The 26,180-nt window shown below is 45.3% G+C and carries 28 protein-coding genes and 1 pseudogene; 15 read left to right on the top strand and 14 right to left on the bottom strand.

All coding sequences use genetic code 11. The features are described 5' to 3' along the window. Window positions 1-178: 178 nt before the first annotated feature. On the top strand, window positions 179-577 hold the full coding sequence (locus AC1YY3_RS04855; protein ID WP_481823550.1) for a hypothetical protein: 399 nt from the start codon (window positions 179-181) through the stop codon (window positions 575-577). 26 nt (window positions 578-603) lie between these two features. Here AC1YY3_RS04855 and AC1YY3_RS04850 read toward each other — a convergent pair whose 3' ends face one another. The 7 genes from AC1YY3_RS04850 to speE all read right to left on the bottom strand — a co-directional run bounded on the left by AC1YY3_RS04850 (window position 604) and on the right by speE (window position 6,114). Continuing rightward, window positions 604-2,112 carry a YifB family Mg chelatase-like AAA ATPase gene (locus AC1YY3_RS04850; RefSeq protein WP_481823551.1) on the bottom strand — a complete coding sequence of 503 codons (1,509 nt, stop codon included), beginning with the start codon at window positions 2,110-2,112 and terminating at the stop codon, window positions 604-606. A gap of 77 nt (window positions 2,113-2,189) precedes the next feature. Further along, complete coding sequence (locus tag AC1YY3_RS04845) at window positions 2,190-2,687, bottom strand: DUF6714 family protein (protein ID WP_481823552.1); 498 nt, start codon at window positions 2,685-2,687, stop codon at window positions 2,190-2,192. A 20-nt stretch (window positions 2,688-2,707) separates the two neighbouring features. Next, window positions 2,708-2,968, bottom strand: a complete 261-nt coding sequence (ubiK, locus tag AC1YY3_RS04840) for a ubiquinone biosynthesis accessory factor UbiK (RefSeq protein ID WP_481823553.1) — start codon at window positions 2,966-2,968, stop codon at window positions 2,708-2,710. A 45-nt stretch (window positions 2,969-3,013) separates the two neighbouring features. Further along, the gene (gene vapC / locus AC1YY3_RS04835; RefSeq protein WP_481823554.1) at window positions 3,014-3,409 is read right to left on the bottom strand and encodes a type II toxin-antitoxin system VapC family toxin; all 396 of its coding nucleotides are present in this window, start codon (window positions 3,407-3,409) and stop codon (window positions 3,014-3,016) included. Then, on the bottom strand, window positions 3,409-3,600 hold the full coding sequence (locus AC1YY3_RS04830) for a type II toxin-antitoxin system VapB family antitoxin (protein WP_481823555.1): 192 nt from the start codon (window positions 3,598-3,600) through the stop codon (window positions 3,409-3,411). Before AC1YY3_RS04830 ends, vapC begins: the two co-directional genes overlap by 1 nt. Window positions 3,601-3,774: 174 nt before the next feature. Next, window positions 3,775-5,238, bottom strand: a complete 1,464-nt coding sequence (locus tag AC1YY3_RS04825) for a flavin-containing monooxygenase (protein WP_481823556.1) — start codon at window positions 5,236-5,238, stop codon at window positions 3,775-3,777. Window positions 5,239-5,265: 27 nt separating this feature from the next. Then, window positions 5,266-6,114, bottom strand: coding sequence for a polyamine aminopropyltransferase (gene speE / locus AC1YY3_RS04820; RefSeq protein ID WP_481823557.1), 849 nt, complete (start codon window positions 6,112-6,114; stop codon window positions 5,266-5,268). 201 nt (window positions 6,115-6,315) lie between these two features. Between speE and speA the strand changes: the two genes are divergently transcribed. The 3 genes from speA (at window position 6,316) to AC1YY3_RS04805 (ending at window position 8,782) form a co-directional block, all read left to right on the top strand. Beyond that, window positions 6,316-8,157, top strand: a complete 1,842-nt coding sequence (speA, locus tag AC1YY3_RS04815) for a biosynthetic arginine decarboxylase (RefSeq protein ID WP_482194343.1) — start codon at window positions 6,316-6,318, stop codon at window positions 8,155-8,157. A 114-nt stretch (window positions 8,158-8,271) separates the two neighbouring features. Beyond that, a complete protein-coding gene (locus tag AC1YY3_RS04810; protein WP_481823559.1) occupies window positions 8,272-8,517 on the top strand; it encodes a hypothetical protein in 246 nt (81 codons plus the stop codon). A gap of 25 nt (window positions 8,518-8,542) precedes the next feature. Continuing rightward, the gene (locus AC1YY3_RS04805) at window positions 8,543-8,782 is read left to right on the top strand and encodes a hypothetical protein (RefSeq protein ID WP_482194342.1); all 240 of its coding nucleotides are present in this window, start codon (window positions 8,543-8,545) and stop codon (window positions 8,780-8,782) included. A 162-nt stretch (window positions 8,783-8,944) separates the two neighbouring features. Here AC1YY3_RS04805 and AC1YY3_RS04800 read toward each other — a convergent pair whose 3' ends face one another. Continuing rightward, a complete protein-coding gene (locus tag AC1YY3_RS04800) occupies window positions 8,945-9,253 on the bottom strand; it encodes a hypothetical protein (RefSeq protein WP_481823561.1) in 309 nt (102 codons plus the stop codon). Window positions 9,254-9,625: 372 nt separating this feature from the next. Here AC1YY3_RS04800 and gnd point away from each other — a divergent pair, with 372 nt between their 5' ends. The 8 genes from gnd to AC1YY3_RS04760 all read left to right on the top strand — a co-directional run bounded on the left by gnd (window position 9,626) and on the right by AC1YY3_RS04760 (window position 17,055). Next, a complete protein-coding gene (gene gnd / locus AC1YY3_RS04795) occupies window positions 9,626-11,071 on the top strand; it encodes a decarboxylating NADP(+)-dependent phosphogluconate dehydrogenase (protein ID WP_481823562.1) in 1,446 nt (481 codons plus the stop codon). Between the two features lie 29 nt (window positions 11,072-11,100). Beyond that, complete coding sequence (locus tag AC1YY3_RS04790) at window positions 11,101-11,367, top strand: DUF4160 domain-containing protein (RefSeq protein WP_481823563.1); 267 nt, start codon at window positions 11,101-11,103, stop codon at window positions 11,365-11,367. An 11-nt stretch (window positions 11,368-11,378) separates the two neighbouring features. After that, the gene (locus tag AC1YY3_RS04785; RefSeq protein WP_481823564.1) at window positions 11,379-11,621 is read left to right on the top strand and encodes a DUF2442 domain-containing protein; all 243 of its coding nucleotides are present in this window, start codon (window positions 11,379-11,381) and stop codon (window positions 11,619-11,621) included. 743 nt (window positions 11,622-12,364) lie between these two features. Next, window positions 12,365-12,658 (top strand): hypothetical protein, encoded by a 294-nt coding sequence (locus AC1YY3_RS04780; RefSeq protein WP_481823565.1) that lies wholly within the window; start codon window positions 12,365-12,367, stop codon window positions 12,656-12,658. A 210-nt stretch (window positions 12,659-12,868) separates the two neighbouring features. After that, a complete protein-coding gene (gene zwf, locus AC1YY3_RS04775; protein ID WP_481823566.1) occupies window positions 12,869-14,371 on the top strand; it encodes a glucose-6-phosphate dehydrogenase in 1,503 nt (500 codons plus the stop codon). Beyond that, window positions 14,361-15,044: a 6-phosphogluconolactonase gene (gene pgl, locus AC1YY3_RS04770; RefSeq protein ID WP_481823567.1), complete on the top strand. Its 684-nt coding sequence runs from the start codon at window positions 14,361-14,363 to the stop codon at window positions 15,042-15,044. The genes zwf and pgl overlap by 11 nt, the downstream gene beginning before the upstream one ends. A gap of 290 nt (window positions 15,045-15,334) precedes the next feature. Further along, window positions 15,335-16,105 carry a DUF5765 domain-containing protein gene (locus AC1YY3_RS04765; RefSeq protein WP_481823568.1) on the top strand — a complete coding sequence of 257 codons (771 nt, stop codon included), beginning with the start codon at window positions 15,335-15,337 and terminating at the stop codon, window positions 16,103-16,105. Window positions 16,106-16,578: 473 nt separating this feature from the next. Beyond that, entirely contained in the window at window positions 16,579-17,055 is a 477-nt protein-coding gene (locus tag AC1YY3_RS04760; protein WP_481823569.1) for a response regulator, read from the top strand. Between the two features lie 129 nt (window positions 17,056-17,184). On the opposite strand, the gene AC1YY3_RS04755 is transcribed toward AC1YY3_RS04760, so the two are convergent. Together AC1YY3_RS04755 and metH are read right to left on the bottom strand one after the other, a co-directional pair. Beyond that, window positions 17,185-18,222, bottom strand: coding sequence for a phosphotransferase enzyme family protein (locus AC1YY3_RS04755; protein WP_481823570.1), 1,038 nt, complete (start codon window positions 18,220-18,222; stop codon window positions 17,185-17,187). Window positions 18,223-18,263: 41 nt separating this feature from the next. Next, window positions 18,264-21,944, bottom strand: coding sequence for a methionine synthase (gene metH, locus AC1YY3_RS04750; protein ID WP_481823571.1), 3,681 nt, complete (start codon window positions 21,942-21,944; stop codon window positions 18,264-18,266). A 93-nt stretch (window positions 21,945-22,037) separates the two neighbouring features. On the opposite strand from metH, the gene AC1YY3_RS04745 reads away from it, so the two are divergent. After that, the gene (locus AC1YY3_RS04745; protein WP_481823572.1) at window positions 22,038-22,229 is read left to right on the top strand and encodes a DUF2970 domain-containing protein; all 192 of its coding nucleotides are present in this window, start codon (window positions 22,038-22,040) and stop codon (window positions 22,227-22,229) included. 82 nt (window positions 22,230-22,311) lie between these two features. Here AC1YY3_RS04745 and AC1YY3_RS04740 read toward each other — a convergent pair whose 3' ends face one another. The 4 genes from AC1YY3_RS04740 to AC1YY3_RS04725 form a co-directional block, all read right to left on the bottom strand. Then, a complete protein-coding gene (locus tag AC1YY3_RS04740; RefSeq protein ID WP_481823573.1) occupies window positions 22,312-22,743 on the bottom strand; it encodes a hypothetical protein in 432 nt (143 codons plus the stop codon). A gap of 17 nt (window positions 22,744-22,760) precedes the next feature. Next, entirely contained in the window at window positions 22,761-23,150 is a 390-nt protein-coding gene (locus tag AC1YY3_RS04735; protein ID WP_481823574.1) for a hypothetical protein, read from the bottom strand. A 332-nt stretch (window positions 23,151-23,482) separates the two neighbouring features. Then, a complete protein-coding gene (locus AC1YY3_RS04730; RefSeq protein ID WP_481823575.1) occupies window positions 23,483-23,956 on the bottom strand; it encodes a nuclear transport factor 2 family protein in 474 nt (157 codons plus the stop codon). 65 nt (window positions 23,957-24,021) lie between these two features. Further along, window positions 24,022-24,900: a substrate-binding domain-containing protein gene (locus AC1YY3_RS04725; RefSeq protein ID WP_481823584.1), complete on the bottom strand. Its 879-nt coding sequence runs from the start codon at window positions 24,898-24,900 to the stop codon at window positions 24,022-24,024. A gap of 323 nt (window positions 24,901-25,223) precedes the next feature. Between AC1YY3_RS04725 and AC1YY3_RS04720 the strand changes: the two genes are divergently transcribed. Together AC1YY3_RS04720 and AC1YY3_RS04715 are read left to right on the top strand one after the other, a co-directional pair. Then, the gene (locus AC1YY3_RS04720) at window positions 25,224-25,706 is read left to right on the top strand and encodes a formate dehydrogenase subunit gamma (protein ID WP_481823576.1); all 483 of its coding nucleotides are present in this window, start codon (window positions 25,224-25,226) and stop codon (window positions 25,704-25,706) included. Window positions 25,707-25,708: 2 nt separating this feature from the next. After that, window positions 25,709-26,180: pseudogene (locus AC1YY3_RS04715) on the top strand (formate dehydrogenase); the annotation flags it as partial.

Genomic DNA, 26,180 nt, shown 5'->3' with positions numbered 1-26,180 from the left:
TTGAGAAGAGTTGATCTGTTCTTGATTTTCTTGCGCTAGTGTTTTGGGTGCGGGCTTAACTCTAGGTTACAATAACAGCCTGTAGGCGGTTTTGTCTGGCGTTCAATATTGCTAGTTATCGTACCACAATAAGCTATTTACCCTGATGATTCATAAATCCAAACACGAGGAAAGATCCATGAAAAAAAGTTTATTTTGCTTCGCCCTATTAATTTCCGGCAGCGTCTTGGCAAGCACCGATCATTATGTGCTACGCGATGGCAAACACGTCCATCATTTAAAAATAACCCAAGTGGGCGAAGAGGTTACCATTAGTTCGGATGTGGACTTTGAACCCAACGCAGATGAAAAAGGCAGTAAAGCCTGTTCAGCTGATATTGCCGATGAGGCCAAAAAGACAGGGGAAAACACGTTTAGGCTAAAAAAACAATCTGAAGGTGAAGCTAGTTATTGCGTATTGGACATCCAACTTAGTGCCACAGGGGCGAAGATCGAACAATCCGAAGACTGCAATAACTTTGTTACGGGTATTTGCCATTTTTCCAGTGACGGAAAAGAATTGTTAAAAATAAAATAAACCGAATTGTGTAATGGACAGGCTAATTAGCTGCGCCTGTCCAGCTTTCGGTAACCAATTGCCTCACTTAGATGGCTTACTTCAATATTTTCTGACTCAGCCAGATCGGCAATTGTACGCGCCAGCTTCAAAATACGGTGATAGGCACGGTGCGACAAACCAAATTTTTCCATCGCTTGCTCCAATAATTGATGGCCTTGTTCGGTTAATAAGCAAAGCTGTTTGACTTCTTTTGCCGTTAACGCGGAATTCGCTTTGCCGCTACGTGCTAACGCCCGATTACGAGCAGCCACAACGCGCGCCCTGATGCTGGCACTGGTTTCCTCACCTTGCGGTGAGCCTTTACGCAGGACTTCATGGGAAATTCTTGGCACGTCCAGGTGCATGTCGATACGATCTAACAATGGCCCTGACACTCTGGCACGATAACGGATGACCTGCTCGGACGTACAATGGCATCGACCAGAAGCATCACCCAGATAACCACAAGGGCAAGGATTCATCGCCGCAATTAATTGAAATCGGGCCGGAAAATCCACTTGCCGTGCGGCTCGGGAAATCGTGATATGTCCTGTTTCCAGTGGTTCGCGCAGTACTTCCAGCACTTTTCGGTCGAATTCCGGTAGCTCATCCAAAAACAACGTGCCATTGTGGGCAAGGGATATTTCACCGGGTTTGGGATTGCTTCCGCCTCCCACCAATGCAGGGGCGGATGCGGTATGGTGCGGCGCACGGTAAGGCGGTTTGAGCCAGTTTGCCACGTTCAGTCCTTGGTCACTAATAGACGCAATCGCGGCGGTTTCTTGTGCCTGACGTTCCGTTAATTGTGGCAAAATTGTGGGCAATCTTACGGCTAACATTGATTTACCCGTACCAGGAGGTCCGAGCATCAGCAGGTTATGCGCTCCCGCCGCCGCCACTTCAAACGCCCGTTTGACGTGATACTGCCCATGCACATCAGCAAAGTCGATCTCAAGGTCTGAGCTTGGTTGCACTATTTCGGAATATTCGTACTGAATAAGCTGCCGTCCGGCGAGGTGAGCGCATATTTCCAATAGATGCACCGAAGGGATTAGCTCAATATCTTTTACCAACGCCGCTTCCGCCACGTTTTCTTTCGGCAAAATCAACTTTCTATGGTTTTTTCTGGCTTCTATGGCAATGGGCAAAACGCCGTTAATCGGACGTAATTCGCCGCCTAAAGACAGCTCACCAACGCATTCGTACTGGTCAAGGTTGGTGTTAGGAATTTGCCCTGATGCTGCCAAAATACCCAAAGCAATGGCGAGATCAAAACGTCCGCCTTCCTTGGGTAAGTCTGCTGGCGCGAGGTTAACGGTGATACGTTGGGCAGGGAACTCAAAGCGGGAGTTTAAAATGGCACCACGAACGCGGTCTTTGCTTTCTTTGACGGCGGTTTCAGGTAACCCGACTATGTTCATGGCCGGAAGCCCGTTAGCTACATGAACTTCTACCGTAACTAATGGGGCTTCGATGCCGGAACGGCCTCGACTGTAGATGACGGCTAAGGTCATGTCAGTTCGTATGAATAAAAATTAAAACCAGCATGTACTTCACGCCACCCAAGCAACTTACTCATTATGACAATCTATCATGAATTAGATTTCCTATAGAGAGCATCGGGAATCCACCATTCCTCTAGCACTTGGCAAGCAAATTCTTGATGGGCGCTTCTTGGATCAAAAGCTAAAATATGTAATAACTGGGATATTGTAATTTTCTGTCTGGAAGTAAGCGAACCCAATCTGGGCGGTTCGCGGTCAGGTGGGCGTAAGGACGAAATAAGACACTCTACAACGAAACCTCCTTCATCCAAATGCCTCAACGCATACTCAACTAAATATGGTAAATAATGACGCCAAGACTGAGCATCAAGATAATTTATTCCCCAAGGGTAAGCTTCTAAATAAGCATCCGTGATTTTATCAAGCGATAAATCAAACGGCGATGGTGATTTATATTCGTCAAGTTCGTTACCGCCACGAAGTGTAATCGTCGGAATTTGCAGTACGTCTATAGCAAAGACATCAAATGTAACTACGCAGAGATTTTGCGATTCTGAATCCGAGAGATAATTAGCTTTAGCCATTATCTTATTGACTTCAAATGTTATAAATCTGCTTTATTCAACACTTGCTGCTCAATTTCAGCAACCCGCTGTTCCAGGGCTTCGAGTTTTTGGCGAGTTTTTGCCAACACGGCTTTTTGAACCTCGAATTCTTCGCGGCTTACCAAATCAAGCCGCGCCAAGGCACTTTGCAAAATGGCATGAAAATTCTTTTCCGCATCTTCTTTAAAGTGATTGAAACTTGGCGGAATGGCATTGGCTAAACGGTTAGCGATGTCGTCGATAGATTTGGTGTCAAACATATAAAACCTCGAATTATAAAAATAAAATAAACAATACCTTATAAGTCATGCATCCACAACTCCAAGTTCCAGATGCTCCACAAATGGCTGAAAATCCTTGTCGCAAAAAAGCAATTGGTGGCTGTTTTGGATGCAGAATGTGGCGACAATGCAGTCCACTGACTTCCTGATAGTGATGCCTTTTCTTCTTAGGAATCGGTAATTTTCCGCTGCGGCAATGGCATTGCTTTGTCCTAGCATGTCGAAAACCGTCAATTTTAATAACACCGCTTTTGCCGTTTTGTAGTCTTTATCGCTTTGGAAACCTTGTAAAATTTCGGTGAGAATGATGTCGCCGATGGCGATAAGCTCAACGCCCAAAAGCGAATCCAGTTTGGCGGTGTGCGGCTTATCTACGCCATTAAAGTAATCAATCCAGACGCTGCTATCGACCAGAATCATTAATCGGCTCTACGTTCATCCAGGTTGCCTTCCCAATGGAGCTTACCTTTCAGTTCTTTTATCGCTGCTTGATTTCTGAGGGTTATCAAGGTTTTCAAACCCAATTCAACCGCTTCTTTTTTAGTTTTAAGGCCAGTCGCTTTTAAGGCTTCTTGCATTAAGGTGTTGTCTATGACGATATTGGTACGCATATGTGTTCTCGAAGTGTGTATGATATGCTTTTATTATACACATTTTGAGCAAGGGGCGTTTGCCTCTTTGTTGAGATAATATGTAGGCTGGGCAGGGTGGTAGCGAAGCCCAACACCCAAGGTTTCGTTTTTGGTGGGCTTCATTTCATTCAGCCCAACCTACCGTGCTGTTCGTTATGATTTATTAATCTCCCTCAAGACATCCCTATAATCAGCAGGCCGGTAATCACTGAACCACTCGAAAAACCAATTTTTCTTACGGTATGGGTTGACCGCCATATCTCTTAACAATTCATCGTGGAAGTGCACCATGTGCAGCTTTATAACCGTTGCCCGACTTGAAATCGCTGGCATAAAGCTGTGCTTCCACTGTTTGATGGCCTCTATTTCTGCCAACATAAGTTCACGATCAGGCAATTGGAATTTTCCTTTGAGCAAATGCACCAACCACGCGGATGCCAAGTGTGACGTCAGCGAATTTGAAAATGTTGCCGCCCTGCCAATAAAAGCCATGTTGGTTAAATCGGGATGGATGATGTGCCGGTACAGATAAACACCGTCGGCTTCCTGAGTCTTTTTGAAAGTTTCGGGGAGAAATGAATAGTTGGATTTGTAACCCGTACCAAAAATAACGACATCACAATCGATTTGATCGCCATTTTCAAGTTCCAATCCAGTTCTGGTGAAGGCTTTTACTTGGGTGCGCTGAGTTTTGATTTTACCTTGTTTCATCAATTGGTAAACTTCTTTGCGCGGCAGAAAATCGAGGTTAAAAATATCGATTTCAAAGGGTTCGTCCGGCAAAACACCACATGCCTTGAGCGGATACTGGAATTTGATGATATTTTCTGTCAATCGCCAAAAGCCGGATACCAACCAAGGCAAGCCTTTGTGCAACGCTTTGACCCATTTGCCAGGTCGTTGATAAAGCGGCAACAACGCACAAGCTAATCGGGTTAGATATATCCTTCGAACATCCAGAATATCTAGGACATCCATCGGTATCGGCCAATGGGCTTTCCGATAAACCAGGGTGACTTCTTTGGCAAATTTGGCGATGTCGCCCGCCACATCCAAAGCACTTTTGCCAAAACCGACCACGACGACCTTTCGGCCAGTGACTGATGAGGGGGTGCGATATTCGGACGAATGGAGTATCTGCCCGGTAAATTTTTTTTGCCCAGGAAATTTTGGGATATAAGGATCAAAATAAATGCCGCTTGCCACAACCACAAAATCAAACGGCTTTTTCTCTACCAAGCCTGATTTTTGATCGGTGTAGTGGACTAGCCAACTTCCGTTTTTGAGTTGTTCCAACTGGGTAATTTCGGTATTAAAACGAATCTTTTCAAAAACCTTGTAGTCTTTGGCATAGTTTTCAAAATAAGCCTGAAGTTCTGCGCCACTGGGTACACGCGGATACTGTTCAGGAATCGGGTAATCAGGGACTTCGTACAATGACTTGGGCGTTTGCAGCCCAAAGGTATGGTATCCCGTTGTCCATACACCACCCACTTGATCGCCTTTTTCAAAGACTTCACAGTCAAACCCAGCTTGGCCCAATAATCGGGCAGCCCCAATACCTGCGACCCCAGCGCCTATGATGCCTATTGTTGTTGTTATTGTTGGTTTAGTCATGGCTTCACATCGTTGCTAAGTTTCGGTTCAAATATCAATCGCCCTCTTCACAAACTCCGGCTGCGCCAAAGCGCCTTTATGTATATCCACATTGTAATATTCAGTTTCAAATGTTTTATTGGCTGAATCCTGCTCCCTAAAGCCATTCAAACTCGCTTTACCAGCAATGGTAGCGCTCCACCAGCCGGATGGGTAAATACATTGTGGGAAATACAAGGTTTGCAATGCCGAAAAACCTGCCGCTTGCATGGCACCGCGCATGGCTTTGATGAGTTCCAGATGCAGCAAGGGCGACTCGCTTTGCTGTACCAACAAGCCATTTTCGGTTAAACAAGCAAAACAGCCACGGTAGAAGGCTTCATTAAACAAGCCTTCCGCAGGGCCTACTGGATCTGTGCTATCGACGATGATAAGATCCACTGAATTTGGCGCGGCATCTTTAATCCACTTGATGCCGTCGATGAATTTCAAATCCGCCCTGGGATCGTTGTTGGATTCACACAATTCGGGAAAATAAATTTCGGCGAGGCGGGTGACGCGCTTATCAATATCAATCTGTACAACTTGCTCGACTGTAGGATGTTTTAAGACTTCACGCAACGTACCGCAATCGCCGCCGCCAATAATCCAGACTTTTTTGGGATTCGGATGGGTAAACAAGGCCGGATGGCTAATCATTTCGTGGTAGAGAAAATTGTCGCGGGTTGACACCATCGTGCAACCATCCAGCACCATTAAGTTGCCGAAAGTTTCAGTTTCGTAGATTTCATGGCGTTGAAATGGCGATTGTTCTTCGTGTAGTTTGCGTTTGATTTTTAACGAAAATGCTGAGCCTGCGCCCGAATGTTCTTCGGTAAACCATTCTGATGGATTCATTTTTGGAAGTCCTTGCAAATAAAGCCATTATAATAGCATTAAGGAAACCCTGAACAGATTGATTCCGCTCATGGTTCTACAGGCTCACCACGAACGGAATCAATCCGTTCAGGCATACCAAAAAGGAATCAACCAGTTTCCGTTCGTCCTGAGCTTGTCGAAGGACTTTCCTTAAGCACTTACAGCACACGGAGTTCAACTTTGGACAAAAACGCAGCTAACACCTGGACTATTCTTCAATCTATCCAAACCTACGCGATCAACTTTTGGGGTGACGGTTATTTTTCCATCAATGCCAAAGGCAATGTCTCGGTAAAACCTAGCGCAGATAAGGCGACTGAACTGGATTTATATGAAATCGCCCAATCTTTAAGCGACAAGAATTTATCCTTACCGGTGCTGGTACGTTTTACCGACATTCTTAAAGATCGGGTAAAGCGTTTGAATGATGCCTTTGCAAAAGCCTGTGCCAATAACCAATACCAAGGCCGCTATACGCCTGTTTATCCGATTAAGGTTAACCAGCAAGGCAAGGTTGTTGAAGGCATTATTTCAGCAGACAACATTGGCCTGGAAGCAGGTAGCAAGCCGGAATTGCTGGCGATTATGGCCTTATCCAAGCCAGGCGGTGTGATCGTTTGCAACGGTTATAAGGACAGGGCTTATATCCGGTTGGCGCTGATTGGACTGAAACTCGGCCTGAGAGTGTATCTGGTGATCGAAAAACCGATTGAATTGGGTATGATTCTGGAAGAAGCCACTAAATTAGGCGTTAAACCTTGCGTGGGTGTACGCGTCAGGCTTGCAAGTATTAGCGCAGGTAAATGGCAAAATACCGGCGGCGAAAAATCCAAATTCGGCTTACATGCCAATGAAGTCCTGCAACTGGTTGAGCGTCTAAAGCAAGCGAATTTGCTGGATTGCTTGCAATTAATGCACTTTCACATGGGTTCGCAAATTGCCAATATCCGTGACATCAAGGTTGCCTTGAAAGAAGCAGGACAATTCTATGCTGAACTGCACCGGCTGGACGCTCCAATAAAAATTGTCGATGCGGGTGGCGGCTTAGGGGTGGATTATGACGGCAGCCGGTCACGGCGAGAATCTTCCATCAATTACAGCCTGGATGAGTATGCACAAAACATCGTCCGCAGTTTTGCCGAGATTTGCGCTGAAAAAAACCTGCCCCAACCTGACATTATCACTGAATCAGGCCGCGCAATCACTGCCCATCATGCCGTATTGATTACCAATGTTACCGATATTGAATCGGTTTACAGCAATCAAGCTGACATTGCCCCCCTGCCCTTTGGCGTTAATCTGGTAGAAACTTATCATGATACGCAATTTAATTTTAAGGACGGGCAAGAGCAATTCGCACTCGGTAAGGCCAGCATTAACGACTTGGCTAAAACGGAAAATGACTACGCCCTGCGTTGCCAACAGATAAAAAACCAGCTTAATCCGAACAACCAGAATGAAGCGGCCATCCTGAAAGAATTGAATGAAAAACTGGCCGACAAGATTTTCTGCAATTTTTCCTTGTTCCAGTCCATGCCGGACATTTGGGGGATAGACCAAATCTTCCCCATCATGCCCATCCATCGGCTGAACGAACAACCAACACGACGTGCAGTTATCCAGGATTTGACTTGTGATTCTGACGGACGTATTGACCAGTATATTGACGGCCAGAATATCGAAAAAACCTTAGCTATACATGAAATAGACAGCAATCAACCTTATCTCATCGGTTTTTTTATGGTGGGTGCTTACCAGGAAATACTGGGCGATATGCACAACCTATTCGGTGACACCCATTCCATCAACATAGAACTCGACGACAAAGGCTATCACTTCTATGACTTACAGGAAGGCGAGCATGTCAGCGACCTGCTGGATTATGTCCATATCAACAGCGAAGACCTGAAAACTGCCTACCGCAAAAAGCTGGTAAATAGCCAACTGAGCAACCAACAACAGCAAGATTACGAGAAAGAATTGATCGCAGGATTAAGGTCTTACACTTATTTATCAAAGTAATCCTACACTTAGCAACGCCTTCAACGTATTGGTCAATAGCAACTAAATTTAACTTTAATCTTATCTGGGTAATATCAAGCGTTCATCCACAACAACAATAAACGAGGATAAATGATGGCTATCACAAAAAACAGTAACTATTGGGTGTTCGCTGTGCTGATACCTATCATCATCGGCATGGCGAGTACCGCCCACGCAAACCTGATGCCGTCTAAAGAAACCCTGGCACTAATCAAAGCCACCTGCCCTAGCGACCCCAGCCAACAGGAAGAATTTATCCAATTAAGGAATCAAATCACCGCAGCCGAAACCATCAACCAAGCCCACACCTTGGTGCTTGCACCAACAAATGATGCCTGAGTGTACTACAAAACGCCAAACCATCATGCCGTTTAGTGATGCTTTAAAAATTGCCGAATCCAAACTCAACGATGCCCGTACACAGATCATGCTAGCATCGTCACAAGAACAAGTCGCCGATGAATTCGACGGTATGATGCTGGCAGGTTTGGATAATGACCGCGCCTCCCACGTCAATATCGGTAGCGGTGGCTGTGATTATTCCACTGGCGAACTCGTTGTCGGTTTGATTTTGGGGATTATTTTGTTGGTTGTCTTGTGCTAATGTTGTTAGTCAGTGAAAGCAAGGCTTCCAGCAATAAAATAGATCGTCTAATACCAAACAACCAGCTTCGACCAAAAAACCATAAAGGGGCTATTTGCCCCTTTATTCAATCAACGAATTATCTCTGCCACACGCCTAATCAATTCGCTATTCTCTATGCACCTAGTTACCAGAGTGCTTTTCTTCCAGCGATTGGGCATTCGAACTAACGAACTTTTTTGGATTGGTATTCCTCATCGTGTGTTCAGGCACGGGATCGGGCGACGGATTGCTGTTTTGCATAACATGCTCCGGTTTCTGCGCTGGCGCAGCTTCTGATTCTGGGTTTGGATTGCTGTTCTGCATGTGATGCCCCAGCGTAGGCTCTGCTTTTGGTGCAGCGTTTGGATTGCTATTCTGCATTTTCATTTCCGCTGTAGCAATAGTAGGTAAAGCAGAAATAAGCAATACGGCTAATATCATATTTTTCATGTGTTTTGACCTTATAAGGTATGCGTGAATTCATCCCCGCACCCATTGTATGGGTTATCAGGAACGGTTTGCCTTTCATCAGGCGAATTCATTCTCGCACCCATAGCAAAACGCACATTGATTTGGATCAAAAACAGCGCAAGTAATGGTGCAGCTTGCTACATTTTGGTGCTGCTATTACAGACAATACGTTTATTAACGGTTATTTCGTAATAAATTGATTTTTAAACAATTCATTGGTAGCCTATTAGTTAATCGGAATTAGCTTGCCACTTTTCGTCTGAACTTGTTTAAGGAAGCTTGACCGAACATTCCTCAAATCAGGTGCTACAAACTTTGCACATCACACTATAATAATCTTTGGAAGATAAAATGAAAGCAGACATAGCATTAATTGGCTTGGCGGTCATGGGACAAAACCTAGTCCTTAACATGAACGACCACGGCTATAAAGTGGCAGTCCATAATCGCACGAGCGCCACCACGGATGAGTTCCTGGCAGGTCCTGCCAATGGCACACAAGTCATCGGCGCACATTCCTTGCAAGAACTAGTCGATAGTTTAAAGTCACCACGCATCGTGATGTTGATGGTAAAGGCTGGCGACGTGGTCGATCAATACATCGACAAGCTGGTGCCATTATTGTCTGCCGGCGATATTATTGTTGATGGCGGTAATTCCCTGTACACCGACACCAATCGTCGGACTGTTGCACTTAAAGAAAAAAGCCTCCGTTACATTGGCACAGGCGTATCCGGTGGTGAAGAAGGCGCACGGAACGGCCCTTCCATTATGCCAGGCGGCAATAAAGAGGCATGGCCTTATGTGAAGCCTATCTTTCAGGCCATTAGCGCCAAAGTTGACGGCGACCCGTGTTGCGAATGGGTGGGCGATAACGGCGCAGGCCACTATGTAAAAATGGTACATAACGGCATCGAATACGGCGATATGCAAATCATCTGTGAAGCCTACCAATTGTTGTCGGAAGGCTTGGGCTTAAGTGCAGACGAAATGCACACTATTTTTGACGAATGGAATAAAGGCGAACTCAGTTCTTATTTGGTCGAAATTACCGCAGCGATTTTGGCTTATAAAGACGAAGACGGCTCGCCATTACTGCATAAAATTCTTGATACCGCCGGACAAAAAGGCACGGGCAAATGGACGGGCATCAACGCCCTGGATTTGGGTATTCCGCTAACATTAATTGGTGAAGCCGTATTTGCCCGTTGTTTATCGGCGCAAAAATCCGAACGTATCAAAGCAGCCGAATTCCTTGCTAGACCCAAGCAAACGTTCACTGGCGATAAACAAGCCATGATTAATGCCATCCGTGATGCTTTATACGCTGCCAAGATTATTTCTTACGCCCAAGGCTTCCGCTTACTGCGCGAGGCTTCAACAGAATATAACTTCGACCTCAACTACGGCGAAATCGCATTAATGTGGCGCGGCGGCTGTATTATCCGCAGCCAGTTCTTGAATGACATTAAACAGGCTTACCATACCAACCCCGACCTTGAAAACCTGTTATTGGCCGATTTTTTTATCGACACCATGAGACATGCCGAAAAAGGCTGGCGCAAAGCCGTTATTTTAGGCATTGAAATGGGTATACCGACACCTGCATTTTCCTCTGCTTTGGCTTATTTCGACGGCTACCGCACCGAGCGGCTACCCGCCAATTTATTGCAAGCGCAACGGGATTACTTCGGCGCACACACTTACGAGCGTACAGACAGGCCACGGGGCGAGTTTTTCCATACCGATTGGACGGGGCATGGGGGGAAGACGGCTTCGTCAACTTATAATGCATAGGTAGGCAGTTCGAGCGATAGGAGAATATTTTGCCTACCATATCGATGTTTTATGGCATTATCATCCGCATGTACTTTGCGCCGGGTGAACATCCACCGCCGCACTTTCATGTGTACTATGCTGAATACAAAGCTAGGGTCAATATACTTACCTGTGAAATGATTGACGGGAATTTGCCGCGGAAACAGGCAAAGCTCGTCTTAGCATGGGCTGAATTGCATCAAGAAGAGCTTATGGCCGATTGGGATTTGGTTATGAACGGCGAAGAACCTTTTAAAATCCAACCATTACAGTAATAGGAGGCCTTATGTATCCATCAGTGAAAGCCGTTGTTCCCCAAGATGATTACCTGCTTTATATTACTTTTAATAACGATGAAACTGGTGTATTGGATATGAAGCCCTACTTAGATTTTGGGATTTTCACGCGGATTAAAGATGATGCTTCATTCAAAAAAGTTGCCGTTGCCTTTGATACCATCGAATGGGAATCTGGAGCCGACCTTGATCCTGAGTTTGTCTATGAAAAATGTAAAAGAAATTCTGCCTAAGTTCCCTGTGGGTACGAACAGCATGCGCCCTGCTTGACTTGACTAATTATGCGAAAATTTATTATCTTCCTAGGCTTCACCATACTAGTCAATTGGTATTTTCCTTTACATGATTTTGATCGATTCCTACCTGGTTACATGTACTCATATTATCATAGGGAAGTGTATATGCTACGTATCACACTGATTTCAGTAACCTTACAATGGGTGTTACCTGCGCTTGCTGTTATTGCTTTCATGTGGCGTACGAACCTAGCAAATCGCCTTCACTCAGAATCAAGCATAAAGCTCTTCGGCATTGGTGTATCTGCTTACGTCGTTTACTTAGCACTTCGTTTTACAATTAGCTTTCTACCAGTGGGCAGTAGAAAGTATGCCTTCGACTTTTTTCTTAACTATGCAATGTTGCCACTCAAATTTCTGTTGTTATTCGGCGCAGTTAGGCTGCTTATTAGTCTGAAACCCTACGTTGATTAAATGTAAAAGGCCGTAAGGCGGATAAAATGTAGGGCGGATTAGCCGCGCAACATTCACAATCTATCGGTTTTGATTGAGCTTTGGGCGCGGCGTAATCCGCCGAATGGGCATCATCAAAATGGCGGATTACGGCGCACGGAAAATCTTTACTTACCTGAAACGCAGGTGTTTTGTGCGTCTAATCCGCCCTACGATTCGAAACTACGAATTCATTCAAATGATACAGAATGTAAAAATGCTTTTTTGAACCTTGGATCTTTTTATTTATGAATGCTGAACCCTGTACCTACGTAATCTATGGCGCGACAGGCAACTTGTCCCGCATCAAACTCATGCCCGCGCTGTATCACCTGGATGCAGCGAACCAGTTGCCGGAAGGCACCCGTATTGTTGCGATAGGCCGCAGGCCGTGGGATCAGAAAACCTGGTTGAAAGAACTCAGGGACATGATCGAGCAGAAAGTAAAAAGCGATATGAGCGAGCATGTGTTCAAGCGCTTTAGTGAACGCTTTTACTTACGCGGGACGGGGTTTGAAACCCCGTTACATACGTTTTATTAGTGAGGTTATTATTTTTGAACCACTTTGAAACCGTTCGGATGGGGCAACATGCCCCTTCCGGCGTATGGATGCACAGCCTGTTGGAGTGAACTTGTGAACTCCAACAAATAAGCTAGCTCAATGTTGGGGTTCGTACCTCATCCCAACCTACGGAAATTTAATTGTAGAGGTGCATAACAAAATTCATTTAAACATAACCCTTTCGAAAACATGAACGCCGAACCCTGCACTTACGTTATCTATGGCTCTACGGGCAACTTGTCCCGTATCAAACTCATGCCCGCGTTGTATCATCTGGATGCGGCCAATCAATTGCCGGAAGGTACGCGGATTATCGCCATTGGACGCAGACCGTGGGATCAGGCTACCTGGTTGAAGGAACTCAGGGACATGATCGAGCAGAAGGTCAAAAACGATTTTAACGAGCATGTGTTCAAACGCTTTGCTGAACGCTTTTATTATCACCGAGGTGATCTGCATGAAGCCGAAGCTTACGCTGCCTTGGCGGAACTCATCAACAGCCCTGAGCAGGCATTTTCCAAGAATATCGCGTTTTACCTGTCCATCAGCCCTGCCGACTTTGCCCAGGTGATGGAGTTGTTGAGCGTTAACCATTTGTTCGAGGAAGAATACGGTTGGCGGCGGGTGATTATCGAAAAACCGTTCGGCTACGACCTGGACAGCGCACAGGCTTTGCAAAAGCGCATCAGCCAGTATTTGACCGAGGAGCAGATTTACCGCATCGATCATTACCTGGGCAAAGGCATGGTGCAAAACGTGCTGGTGTTCCGGTTTGCTAACGTCATGTTGGAACCGTTGTGGAACCGCAATTACATAGACCATGTGCAAATTACCCATTCCGAGGAAATCGGCATTGAAGGCCGTGGCGAATATTACAACAGCGCAGGTGCCATGCGTGACATGCTGCAAAGCCATTTGCTGCAAATGCTAACCTTGGTGGCGATGGAGCCGCCCGTCTCCATGGAAGCAGAATCCTTGCGTGATGAAAAAGTGAAGGTGCTGAAATCCATCCGTCCGATACCGAAAGAAGCCGTGCATGGGCATTCGTTCCGCGCCCAGTATGCCAAGGGCAGTGTCGGTGGCAAGAAGGTTAACGGCTATCTGCAAGAAGACAACATTCCCGCCAACAGCACAACGGAAACTTACGCCGCTATGAAGCTGTATATCGACAACTGGCGTTGGCGTGGTGTGCCGTTTTACCTGCGTACCGGCAAACGCATGGCGAAAGCGCAATCGTCTATTTCCATCTGTTTCCGCCATCCGCCGCTGCAATTTTTCCGCGATACTCACGTGCAGTGCATGAACCCAAACTGGGTGCTGTTGGGCATTCAGCCGGAGGAGTGTATCCGCATTGAAATGACGGTAAAAGAACCTGGTCTGGAAATGAGTACACGAACCAGCAGCCTGGATGCGAGTTTCCGCAACCAGAATGAAAAATCCATTGATGCGTATGAAGACTTGTTGCTGGACGTATTGAAAGGTGACCGCTCGTTGTTCCTGCGTTTTGATGAAGTTGAATACGCCTGGCGTATCGTAGACCCTATCTTGCAAACCTGGGCGATTGAACGTGATTATATTGCGACGTATCCCGCCGGTTCCTGGGGCCCCGAAGACAGCCGCCGCCTGTTCGAGAAAGAAAGCCAGTCCTGGCGCAGCTCCTTAACACCGGAGCCTTGTAAGTATGAAGGCTAGTACGCATTGGCACACGCTGGAAACTGCGGATGATGTCGCTTTAGCTGCGTATCAGCGCATTCTTGATACTGCGAAATCAGCCATTGCTGAACGTGGGCAATTCAAACTGGTGCTGGCGGGCGGGACTACGCCGGAAAAAGTGTATCGTTTATTGGCGCTATCGGATGCTGATTGGTCGAAATGGCATATCTATTACGGTGATGAGCGCTGCTTGCCGATAGACCATAAAGACAGAAATAGCGTTATGGCAGAGCAAGCTTTTATAAGCAAAGTCGTTATTCCCAAAGCACAGATATTCACCATTCCTGCCGAATTGGGCGCTGAACAAGCCACGACCCTTTACCAGCAAACCATAAAAGCTGCCCTGCCTTTTGATTTAGTATTGCTGGGCATGGGTGAAGACGGACATACTGCAAGCCTGTTTCCTGGTCATAAGCATGATGCAGAAGAGCTGGTACATGCTGTTTATAATTCACCAAAGCCGCCACCGGAGAGGGTTTCGATCAGCGCAAAGGCATTGGGTAATGCACGGCAGGTGATTTTTCTGATTACCGGATCGAATAAGCAAGAAGCCGTTAAGCTGTGGCGGTCTGGTCATGATCTGCCCATAGCTAGCATCTTATCGGATAATATTGATATTTATATTGACCGAGATGCTTATCAAGGGAGTTGATTTCGTTCATGGTTCGACGACCGAAGGAAGTGCCAGTGGTGCAAGCTCACCGCGAACAGAATCAACACGAACCGTTCGTCCTGAGCTTGTCAAAGGACATAACATCAACATTTAAGCCCATTCTTAATCAACTCCAAACAACTAACTCAATAACCCTTTCTCTACACCCTTCTCTGTAATACAATTACCCGCTTTTTGGTTTGTTCGAGTAGACCGTACTTTCACTGTTTTTTCAGTGAATACAGAGTCGATAGGATGTTGTGTTTCATTAATTAACGAAGGTCAGTTTTATGTGTTGGAGTGGAGAAGCGTCGGGCGTGTTGGCTGCCATAGGTCTAGGTACCGCAGTTTACATCGCAAAAAAAGGGGAATCGAAGGAACTGTGGATTCCGTTAACGTATTTCGCGTTAATGGAGCTATTACAGGCAGTGACTTACATTTACATTGATTTATGTGACAACCCCAATAACCAGATACTCACGATGCTAGGGTATTTGCACGTCGCGTTTCAGCCGTTTTTTGTCAATATGGTGGCGTTGTACTTCGTCCCTCCGGAAATCAAAGTCAAGATCCAAACTGTCGTCTATACCCTCTGCACAGTCGGCTCAATATTTTTGCTATTTAAAATGTATCCGTTTGATTGGGCAGGAAAATGTAATATCGGCATAGAAGGCTTTTGCGGTCCAGCGGTATGTTCAGTGCATGGTGCATGGCATATTGCCTGGCAAATGCCGTTAAATGGCTTGGTATCAGACCCTATCGAGTGGCTGTTTAATTTCCATTGGGGATTGCACGTTCTTAGCTATATCCTAGTATGTTTTATCATGCCGATAATCTATGGCTCGTACCGATTTGTGGCGTTCCATTACCTGATGGGGCCGTGGATTTCCAGCGTCACCACGAATGATCCGAATGAATTTGCGGCGGTTTGGTGTTTATTTTCGATTGCGTTATGCGTATCGGTGATTAAATCACCTGTACGGAAGTACCTGCACGTAAGAAATTGGCCGTTTTATAATCGCTGCGCCTCACCAGCTGAGCCAGTAGTAGTCACTCGATAAAATCAAACCATCAGGCAGTTACAACGTAGCAAGTCCACGTAACTGCCTGGTGGCAATGGTTTCTCTGTTTGAGCGTTTCACCTATATCTAAGCCTGATAACTGGTCTATACTCCCCACATTAGCTCATTAGACCTACATTACATTGCCTTAAGTGGGAATCCCTCTAGCTGTTGCTACGCTACGCAGAACATTCAGCTCACCTTTGCTAATTTGCATTTATAAGCTAACATAAAACCGTAGCTTATTTTCCGCAGCATTTTTGTTGTATTTTGTGATACATCTCTCATTATTTTAAGCGTAATATAGAGTACCATGCGTCACTGGGGTTACCGTTGCAATCCTGTAATGAAAAGTACAACACGCTAAAGAATCACCAAGTACCTTTATGAATGTTGGTGCTATGACTATGCAAATTTTCATAAAATGCCTTTTTTGAATTCAGAGTTCGAAGCTCTAACTTATGGAGAAAATGATGAGCGAACACAATGACCTACCATCTGAAAGCAATGTTAAAACAGTAGAATCCGCATCACAAAATGCTGGCTATCGCGCATTGATTGTTGATGATAATGCCGCGTTTCTAAAATTATTGGCATTCAGTCTTTCCATGCAACCCAAAATAGGTGTAATTGACTTAGCAGAAAGCGGTGAAAGTGCTATTGAAAAAGCCGAAGCAACACAATATGACCTTATTTTTATGGATGCGATGATGCCTGGGATTGATGGTTACGAAGCCTGTACCCGTTTGCGAGAAAATCCAGCCTATAAAAATACGCCTATTATTATGGTATCAGGACTCACCTCACCTTTGGAAGAGGTTAAGGGCATTATAGCCGGTAGCACAACCTACGTAACAAAACCTGTACAGCAAGAATCGTTTAAAGAACTCGTCACCCGTGTGCTGGTCTGGCTAGAATATAAGAAAACGGCTGACGAGAACTTCAATTAAGCTTATTTTTCAGTTGTGAATACCCATTAAGCTACCAAAACAAATCCAAACTTTCCCTGATTAGCACGTAGCCTCGATGACGTAAAACGGAATCGAGGAACAACGGTCATTACCCTCTATTTCATTGTATTACATCAAAGCCATTTGATTTATAAGCGTTTTAATTTTTCTTTCCTGCGTTATGATATTTGCACATAAGCGAAATTGCCCAGTTGCACGACGTAAATTTTCATCAGAATCGACCACTTTAAAATAGCGATTGCCTTCGAGATAATCGGTATAAAACCGCAGCCCTAACTCGAACGGGAGCAGGCGAATAGCGGGATAGACGAATTGGTAATCGTATGCTGAAAATAGCTCGCCCATCTCGCTTAGATAGCGGGTTAACAATACCTGACATAGTTCAAGATCAAACCTATCTGTTGAGGTATTGTGACAGCACGACCGCATACAATCACCTAAATCATAATGAATTAATCCAGGTTTGACGGTATCCAGATCAATCAAGCTGACAACATGCTGGCTGGTTTTATCGAACAGGAAGTTATTCAGTTTGGGATCGCCGTGAATGACTCTTTCCATTAGCAAACCTTGCGCTTTTGCTGTTTCCAGATCACCTGCAATAGGCTGATAACGCGCAATAAAGTCTGCACAGCAGTTGTCTTCAGATATTTTAGTGCTGGTTTTTACTTGTTGGTAATGCTGCAAATAGCCAGGTGTAATATGGAAGCCTGGTAAGGTATCGTGCAATTTTGCAGAATCCAAGCCGTAAGTAAGGCGATGGAATTGCCCCAGCGCATAGCCCACCTGCCCTACTTGTGTGTGATTGCTGATGGTTTCCAGGCTTTCGGTATTGTCGATATAGCTTAATGCCCGCCAAACATCATCTTGCTCAACACAAAAAAAGCTATTGTTAGCTAAAGTTGGTAGAAGCTGAGGGATTGTTAGGGTTATTTTCTCGTCGCTAATCTGCTCAACGTGCTGATTAAGCACCATCAAGTTAGCCATGATCTGCTCAGGTTGAGGAAATACCTGTTTGTTTATACGTTGTAAAACGAACGGCTTTGCTTCTGTGCTAACCAAATAGGTGTCATTAATCAACCCATTACCTAAAGACTCAATCCGTATAATCGACGTAGAAAATTGTTGAGCAACACTATTTATCAATTACTGAATCTCTGCACGATGCTTAAAAAGCTCGGGTTTCCTTAATGATGCAAATGCGCTGCTAACCAACGGGCGGCTACTTCTTCCGCCATACCTTTGCGTCTTGCATAGTCTTGAAGCTGATCCATATCGATTTTACCGACATTAAAATACTGCGCTTCGGGGTGGGAAAAATACCAACCACTTACCGCCGAAGCAGGGTACATGGCAAAACTCTCGGTCAGTGCTATGCCGGTAGTTGCAGTTGCATTAAGCAGTTCAAACAGCTTGGCTTTTTCGGTATGGTCTGGACACGCCGGATAACCTGGCGCAGGTCGTATACCCTGATAGGCTTCGTTGATTAGCTGGTCGTTATCATGCGTTTCGTCTTCTGCATAACCCCAGAAGTCTTTTCTGACGACTTGGTGCATATATTCTGCCAAGGCTTCCGCCAAGCGGTCTGCTAAGGCTTTAAGCATAATAGAACTATAATCGTCATGATCGCGTTCAAACTCTTCAAGTTTGGCTTCTATGCCTATCCCTGTCGTCACGGCAAATGCACCAATATAATCATGCTTACCGGAATCTGCTGGCGCTATAAAATCGGACAAGCAATAATTGGGACGACCTGGTGCTTTCATGTTTTGCTGACGCAAATGATGCAAGGTTTCGCGTTCTTTGGTTCGCGTTTCATCGGTAAATAAGATGACATCATCATCGTTACTGGCTGCCGGAAAGAAGCCAATGGTTGCTTTTGCAGTCAACCAATTCTCGCTTACGATCTCTTTTAACATTTTATTGGCATCATCGAACAGCGTCCTAGCTTCCATACCGACGACTTTATCATCGAGAATTTTAGGATAACTTCCCGCCATTTCCCAAGTCTGGAAAAATGGTGTCCAGTCAATGTATTCAACCAACACACCCAAGGAAATATTGTCGATAACTTTTGTGCCTAAAAACTTAGGCTTAACCGGCTCGTAACCGCCCCAGTTGAATTTGTTTTGCCGTGCAGCGTCAAGAGTATGCTGTTTAGTTTTCGCTTCGCGGCCTTTATGACGTTCCCTGACTTCTGCGTATTCTTCGCGTGTGCTCTGGACAAATTCATCTTTTAGCTCGGCGCTTAACAGGTTACTGGCTACACCGACTCCGCGAGAGGCATCTGTCACATAAACCGTCGCACCTTTATAGTGCGGTTCAATCTTGACGGCAGTATGGGCGCGGGAAGTGGTTGCACCGCCAATCATCAGAGGAATAGTAAAGCCTTGGCGCTGCATTTCTTTGGCGACATGCACCATTTCATCCAGTGACGGGGTAATCAACCCGCTTAAGCCGATAATATCGACATTTTCCAAGCGTGCGGTTTGCAGGATTTTTTCGGCGGGCACCATCACGCCCAAGTCGATAACTTCGTAGTTATTGCATTGCAACACGACACCGACAATATTTTTACCGATATCATGCACGTCACCTTTAACGGTAGCCATAAGGATTTTGCCATTGGTCTGACGGTCTTCGGCAGATTTGTCGGCTTCCATAAATGGCATCAAGTACGCCACGGCTTTTTTCATGACCCGCGCGGATTTCACTACTTGCGGTAAGAACATTTTACCCGCACCAAACAGGTCGCCGACCACGTTCATGCCGTCCATCAATGCGCCTTCTATGACATGCAGTGGACGTTCGGCTTCTAATCGCGCTTGCTCGGTGTCTTCGTCAATGTAATCGGTAATGCCTTTGACCAGCGCATGTTCCAGGCGTTTACTTACTGGCCACTCGCGCCATTCCAAATTTTCCTGTTTGACTTCGCTGCTACTGCCATCGCCACGGTATTTCGCCGCCAATTCCAGTAATTTGTCCGTGCCACTACCGTCGTGGGTGTTTAAGACCACGGCTTCAACTGCATCGCGCAAGTCGCGGGGAATGTCTTCGTATATAGCCAATTGTCCGGCGTTGACGATACCCATCGACATACCTGCCTGAATAGCGTGGTACAAAAACACCGCATGAATCGCTTCACGCACCGGATTATTGCCGCGAAACGAGAACGACACGTTAGACACGCCGCCGGAAATTAATGCGTAAGGCAGGGTTTGCTTAATCTCGCTGGTGGCTTCGATAAAGTCCAAACCGTAGTTGTTATGTTCGTCGATGCCCGTGGCAATAGCGAAAATATTGGGGTCAAAAATAATATCTTCGGGCGGAAAACCAACTTGTTCGACGAGAATTTTATAAGCGCGTTGGCAAATTTCGACTTTTCGGGCTTTGGTATCGGCTTGACCTTCTTCATCAAACGCCATGACGATAACTGCCGCGCCATAACGACGCACCAACTTGGCATGTTTAATAAACGCTTCTTCGCCTTCTTTTAGTGAGATAGAATTGACTACGCCTTTACCTTGGATACATTTAAGCCCAGCTTCCAAAATATCCCATTTGGAAGAGTCCAGCATAATCGGTACTTTGGCAATGTCCGGTTCGGATGCAATCAGCATCAAGAAGCGCACCATCGCTTCTTTGGACTCCAACATGCCTTCGTCCATGTTGATGTCGATGATTTGTGCGCCGTTTTCGACCTGTTGTTTGGCAACATCCAGCGCGACTTCAAAATTACCTTCGATAATCAGTCGTTTAAATGCAGCTGAACCGGTGACGTTGGTGCGTTCGCCGACATTTACAAACAGACTATCTGCACCTATCAACATTGGCTCTAGTCCTGATAAGCGGCATTGTTTTTCAATTTCAGGAATGATTCGGGGCGCATGGTTCTGCACCGCATCACTAATGGCTTTAATCGTCGCAGGTGACGTGCCACAACAACCGCCGATAATATTCAGGTAACCGCTCTGCGCCCAATCTGCCAGTTCTTGTGCCATTTGCTCGGGTGTTTCATCATATTCGCCGAATTCATTGGGTAATCCGGCGTTGGGATGAGCCGAAACGTGAGTGTCAGCAATAGACGATAATTCAGCAATATATTGCCGTAACTCGGTTGCGCCTAAAGCACAATTAAAACCGAAAGAAATCGGTTCAATATGTTTTAAAGAATGCCAGAAGGCACCAACGGTTTGTCCTGATAGGGTTCTTCCCGATGCGTCGGTAATCGTACCGGAAATCATCACCGGTAGTTTGTAACCAATGGTTTCAAAGTACCCATCAACCGCAAAAATAGCGGCTTTGGCATTCAGGGTATCGAAGATGGTTTCAATCAGGATAATATCCGCACCGCCGTCTATCAATCCACGCGTGGCTTCTGTGTAGGCATCAACCAGTTCGTCAAATGATATATTGCGAAAACCAGGATCATTGACATCGGGCGACATTGACGCGGTACGTGCGGTCGGACCAAGAACACCAGCGACAAAGCGCGGTTTTTCCGGTGTTTTTGCCGTGTATTCATCGGCAGCTTGCTTGGCAACGCGTGCCGATTCAACATTAAGTTCGTAAGCGAGTGCTTCCATGCGGTAATCTGCCATAGAAACACTGGTAGAATTGAAGGTATTAGTTTCAACAATATCCGAACCCGCCTCAAAATAAGCACTATGAATGGCTTTGATAATATCTGGCTGGGTTATCGACAATAAGTCGTTATTGCCCTTAAGATCAACTTCCCACTGGGCAAAGCGGTCACCTCGAAAATCCTTTTCTTCCAGTTTATAACCCTGGATCATCGTACCCATTGCGCCGTCAAGAAACAGGATTCTTTGGGATAATGCTTGCTTAAGAAGTGCTGATTTGCTCATTTAGATTTATTGCCGGAGTGTGTGACTTGATTGTTATTGCTTTAAAAGCGATCAAGCTCTATTATTTTTTAAGTGCTTCCCTAGGAGATTATCGTGTCAAAACCAACTATTATTCAAACGATCATGAGTATTTTAGCAGCTTTTGTGGGTGTCCAGAGCGACAAGAATCGGAAATTGGACTTCGAGCAAGGTTCGCTTACGACTTATGTGGTTGGTGGCTTGATTTTTACTGTCTTATTTGTCGCTACCCTGATTTTTGTGGTTTCCAGGGTTTTGGGTGATTAGGCTAAACAATACTAAATATTTCCTTTATTTCAAACACAAAAAAGCCCAAGCATTGCCTGGGCTTTTCATTTTGCTATACGGCTTATTTGTTATCAGGATTTTTAAAGCTATCTTTAATGCTCTTGAGCATATCGCCAAAACCGCTAAATAAATTAGATTTAGTCAGTGACTCTTTTAGGACAAACTTGGTGCGGACAAATGCAACCAATAAGAAGCCTGCAAGGGGTGGAAACAATTCAAAAAACACCGACGAGAACGTTCCTTTTGAGCCTTGAAAGCCGCCCACATTTTTCCTGTCACCAATACTCAGGACATCACGCTCATAAGCCTCACCGCCCTCACTTGCTCTCATCGATTCGATAAGGTAATTACTGCCTCCAATCAATAAGAACTGTGATGCCATATAAACCACAGCACAAATCATCACCCACATTACCACATTACTTACGTTCGCTTTTGTGGCTGTTTGGTAAACCCAAACAAGCACAAGAATACCTAATATTCCACCAATCATCGTTGCACCCTTTGTTATTATAATTTAGTTAAAAAGTAATAAAGAAACGGACATTTCAAGATCATTTCTGAGCCATTTTTCTCAATAACCTTACAAGACTCAAGTTTTTCTCGTCCTGGAGCTACCTGTTTTTTTATCACGCCGTCTTCGACCTTATACTGAACCGGTATATTCATCTCCAACGTTCTCCCGCCCACATCTGTCGCCTTACTCATGAGAACGCCACCTTCCTGGAAGTCCCACTCCACTATAACCTTTTTTTTCTCGCCGTCTAATTTCGGTGACTCGGCAGTCACTTTCCACTTGCCCAGAATTTCTGAATTATCTTTTAATACGACATCAGCATTCGCTGAAAGTGCAAAAAAAACTGCCGCTACCGGTAACGCTACCAGGTATCTTTTGATCATCTTTCCAGCTCCTCATCAATCGTTCTTATTATTAAAGACTAGATTTTAAACGATACTGCATTCGCTATCGAGTTTTAAATTTATTTTTCTTATAAATGTTCAAACCCATTAAACCAACTAATTTAGTGAACTCTTGTTGAAAATCCTAATTCGGGACATAGTACCCAACAATAGGTTTTGTCTTCAGGATTGTGTCAACGTATAAACAACCTTTAAAAAACCGGACAATAATTACAACAAATCTACATTTATAATTATTATTCAATTAGTTACATACATTATAAAACAACATTCTTGGAATGTGTTTAACCTAATATAAGCACAAAGCTAAATCACAATCCTATGTCGGATAATCCAGGATGATTATCTGGTCTTATGCCCAACGGCCAGTGAAATTTACGTTCTGCCTCACTTATCGGCAGGTCATTAATGCTGGCGATGCGCCGTTTCATCAAGCCATTTATATCGAATTCCCAGTTTTCATTGCCATAGGAACGAAACCACGAACCCGAATCATCATGCCATTCATAAGCAAAGCGGACGGCAATCCGTGCATCATGGAATGCCCATAACTCTTTTATCAAGCGGTAATCCCGTTCCTTTGCCCATTTTTGCGCCAGGAATTCCTCAATTGCCGTACGACCTTGCAGAAAATCTGCCCGATTACGCCACAAACTGTCGATTGTATACGCCAGTGCTATGTTCTCTGAATTTCGGGTATTCCAGGCATTTTCAGCCGCGCGTACTTTCTGGGTAGCGGTTTCTTGGGTGAATGGCGGGATAGGTTGGCGGATACTGTCATTCATTTTAATTGCCACAAAGTTAGTTCGTTCTTAATAATATCAACAATATCTATAACAATCACTTCAGCCTAACGCTTATTGTAAACAACCCGCCCCAAACCGCTAATGTCATAATCGCCGAATTCCTTGGCTTTGTCGTTAAATGCCGCTGTTTGGCAGAACGCCAACAATTTTTGGATAGGCTGCTCAAAATAATCGAACCGCCGTATGACCAGATCAAACCGCTCTTTGGCTAAGGGCATGAAACCAAGATGCAATTGCTTTGCAACTGACGACACCGCCATGCCAACATCCGCCCTGCCCCCTGAAATCGCCAGTCCCACTTCCATCTCAGTACGAGCCAGTGTGTCAATTATATTCAGCTTGTTTTCAGCGAAACCTGATTTTTCCAGCAGATGATCCAGCAAGATACGACTACCAGAACCGGCTTGCCGTGTTATCAATCGGGGTCGTTTATCTACTAAATCAGCAAGGTTCTTTATCGCCAGTGGATTATTTTTGGCGACTATCAAACCTTGCCTTCGCCAAGCCCATTCCAGCACCACAATATCGTTATCCTGCAAGGTTTGTTCGACCACCGGAATATTGTATTCGCCCGTCCCGACATCCAGGACATGCATGGCACAAACCATCGCCTCGCCTGCGGAAAAACGACTAAGCCCTTCCAGACTACCCGTCGTTTGCATCGCCATCGCCGAAACGCTTTCACGTAAAGCCCACTCCAGCAACGGGTCGTGGCTACCGACTACGATTTCAGGGATGATTTTAAAGCGCAAGTCCTGCAAGCTGGTTTCGCTGTTGTTCATCAACCAAAGGTCGATCAAGTGCCTGGAAAACAGCCACTTTCCGGTAACACGGGTACAGGGTATCTGTTTTTGCGTGATCAGGTCATAAATCTTGCGTTCCTTAACTCGCAGGTAATCTGCGATCTCATGCACAGTCATCATTTCAGTCAAGGGGAATGGTCTCTTAAGCTTTTACATTAGGACGGTCAATATAGCGGTGTTGATAATGAACTGCAATGCGCCGATGCGGATAAGGACTTAACGAAAAAAGTCACTAATTATCAGTTATTTTGTACATAACAATGTGATTTTTACGTATAGCATGAATTTACTATTAAATTAAAGGTCACATAAATTATTTTTTTATGTTTATTTATGTGTTTTTTACACTATTTAATTGATGTGTTAAACTGAGTCCATCATTTAGCTTTATAAAGTCAGACTGCCATTATCAGGAATAACGGCATTGCCTTAACGAGAAACGTATGACCGGATCAAGCCCCATAAACCCCAAAGTGCAAGCCAATGTACAAGCAATCATCACCAATCTTAAGGATAAACCTGGCGCGTTATTGCCCATTTTGCATGGCATCCAAGACGAATTAGGCTATGTCCCTGCCGATATTGTTCCGGCCATTGCCGATGCCCTGAACCTAAGCCGAGCCGAAGTGCATGGTTGCATCAGTTTTTACCATTATTTTCGTGATACCCCGCCGGGCAAACAGACCATCCATTTGTGCCGTGCTGAATCTTGCCAGGCGATGGGTTCCAAGGCGTTAGAAGAGCATGTCAAGTCAAGGCTTGGCATTGATTATCATGAAACCACGAAAGACGCCGCTTTTTCGCTGGAGCCGGTGTATTGCTTAGGCTTATGCGCCTGCTCGCCTTCCATGCAAATTGGCAATGAAGTTTATGGCAGGGTATCTGCCGAATCCTTTGACAACACTATTAAGCAGGTAGGTGCGTAATTATGCCAATTACCGTCTATGTGCCTTGTGACTCTGCAGCCTTATGTTTAGGCGCGGATAAGGTCGCCGCCAAGATTATTGAAGAAGCCAAAAACCGTAGTGTCGCTATCAATTTAATCCGCAACGGCTCAAGAGGGCTGTTCTGGTTAGAACCGTTGGTGGAAGTCGGCACAGACAAAGGTCGCATCGCTTACGGGTCTGTGCAAGCCAACGATGTGGCAGATTTATTTGATGCCAATTTCCTGACGGGTGGCGCACATCCGTTGGCCTTAGGCTTGACAGAAGACATCCCTTATCTGAAGAAGCAGGAACGCCTGACGTTTGCCCGTGTCGGTATCACTGATCCAATAAGCCCTGATGATTACCTGGCACACGACGGTTATCGCGGATTGAAGAATGCGTTGGGCATGTCCGGTGCGGACATTGTAAAACATGTCACAGATTCTGGCTTGCGGGGACGCGGCGGTGCGGCTT

The organism is Methyloglobulus sp. (genome assembly GCF_964779595.1).
This window is presented reverse-complemented; position numbering and strand designations above follow the sequence as displayed.